Raw genomic sequence first — 1,933 nt, 5'->3', positions numbered from 1 at the left:
CCTGATCCTGGACGGCAAGCCGGTCGCGACGGGCCAGCCAATAGAGGGCAAGGATCTGCCGCGGCTCCAGATGGACGTGCCGAAGGGCGCCGACGCCGAGGACCAGGTCGACATGCTGGCCTATGCTGCGCATGACGAGTGGGGCGGCGGATCGCAAGGCATCCTCGTGTTCCGGGTCAAGAACGGCGACGGCGCCGCCGGCAAGCAGCTCGTGGCCTCCCTGGAGTCCGAGCAGAAGCAGCAGGTGGTGGAGCGCGGCATCCACATCGCCGGCGCCGCCGAAGCGATCGAGAACCACGACGTGAACGTGCCGGTCGGTGTCGGCCCGGTTCCGCTGAAGCTGGATTTGCCGACCAAGGATCCGGCGGTCAGCGTGAAGCTCGCGAGCTATCCGGCAACCGGGACGCTGTCCCTGCCGGATCGGACACTGTCGCCGCAATCGAGCCTGACGGCCGATGAAGTCGATAAACTGCGCTACGAGCCGCAGATAGGCACGGTCCAGCCATTGATAGTCGGCGTCGAAATCAGGGCCGACAACACACCGTCAAAGCCGGCGACGATGAAGCTGTCGCCCAGTGTCGATCGGTGCGACCAGAAGGCAGGCGAGCCTTTGGACCTGCAGGGCGTCGTCCCCGGCCTCTTGCCGAATGAGATCGGCGCCGGCGCGGTGGACGCCTGCCGGGCGGCGGTGAAGGCCTATCCCGATGTCGCGCGATTCCACTACGAACTCGGCCGCGCGCTGCTGGCCGCCGGCAAGGTCGACGAGGCCAAGAAGGCAATCCAGGACGCCGCCGACAAGGGACATGTCCGCGCTGTGTTCGAGCTGGGCTATATCGCTTCGTCCGGCATAGGAACGGCCGTGGATCCGGCGAAGGCGAATGGCTTCTATGCAAAGGCGTCTGACAAAGGCGATCCCTATGGAATGACCGCCTGGGGACGCGCGCTGTTCAATGGTCTCGGCGTTCAGCGCGATACTGGCAAGGGCCTCGACCTGCTGCTGAAGGCGGCGGCTATGGGCCATACCTACGCGATGAACGATCTTGCGGCGATCTTCACCGAAGGCCGCAATGGCGTGCCCGCCGACCCGGCTCGCGCCGTTGCCTTCCTCAAGGCGGGCGTCGAGCGCCAGGACATGTATTCGATGAACATTCTCGGCCGCAACTATCTCAGCGGACGCGGCGTCGAGAAGGATACCAAGCAAGCCCAGGCGCTTTTCCAAAAGGCGATGGATCTCGGCCAGCCCTATGCGCCCGGCAGTCTTGCGCGCATGTACCGGGATGGTGACGGCGTCGACAAGAACCTTGCCGAAGCGCAGAGGCTGTTCGAGCTGGCGACCGATCGCGGCGACTACTCGGCGGCCTATGATCGCGCGGCTATCGAGATGCAGAAGGGCGACAAATCCGATCAGGCGGTCGCCGTTCGCTATCTGGCGTTCGCGGCAGGACTTGATCTTCGTAACGAGTTACCGGGCGCTCGGACGACCCTCGCGCAGTTCGGCACGAAGCCGAAGACGGCTGCGTTGAAGCAATTGCGTTCGGAGCTCAAATCGAAAATTTCCGCCGGCGGGTCGGTAGACGACCAATTGATCAAGACGGCCAGAGCCGTCTGGGAGCAATCCAATCCGCGTCGGGACCTATTCTGATCAACAAGGAGGCAGTGGTGGGCGGGGCATTGAAGCAAGCGGTCATTGCAACATTTTTCCTTGCGGTCGCGGGATGCACGACCGTGGCGCCCAGGTTCGAGCCGGCGCCGACAGCGAAACAGCCGACCAAGCAAGTCCGCGTGACGACGACGCCGACGGTGGTCAAGCAAAAGAAGGCGACCGCCAGGAGGCCGATCAAGCCGGTGACGAGCGAACCCGCGCCTGTCATCGCGCCTCTGGGTGGGGGTGGTGGCGGCGGTGGCGGCGGGTGGTGACAGCGTTCACGACACG

At 64.6% G+C, this 1,933-nt stretch carries 2 protein-coding genes; both read left to right on the top strand.

Translation table 11 applies throughout. The features are described from left to right. On the top strand, positions 1-1,642 hold a 1,642-nt coding region (locus EOA27_RS34265), incomplete at its 5' end, for a tetratricopeptide repeat protein (protein WP_145970752.1). Positions 1,643-1,725: 83 nt separating this feature from the next. Further along, positions 1,726-1,917, top strand: a complete 192-nt coding sequence (locus EOA27_RS34260; RefSeq protein WP_127258481.1) for a hypothetical protein — start codon at positions 1,726-1,728, stop codon at positions 1,915-1,917. Positions 1,918-1,933: the final 16 nt, after the last annotated feature.

It is taken from the genome of Mesorhizobium sp. M2A.F.Ca.ET.037.01.1.1 (assembly GCF_003998075.1).
GTDB lineage: Bacteria > Pseudomonadota > Alphaproteobacteria > Rhizobiales > Rhizobiaceae > Mesorhizobium.
Note: the sequence above shows the minus strand (reverse complement) of the source record. Positions and strands in the feature narration are given on the sequence as shown.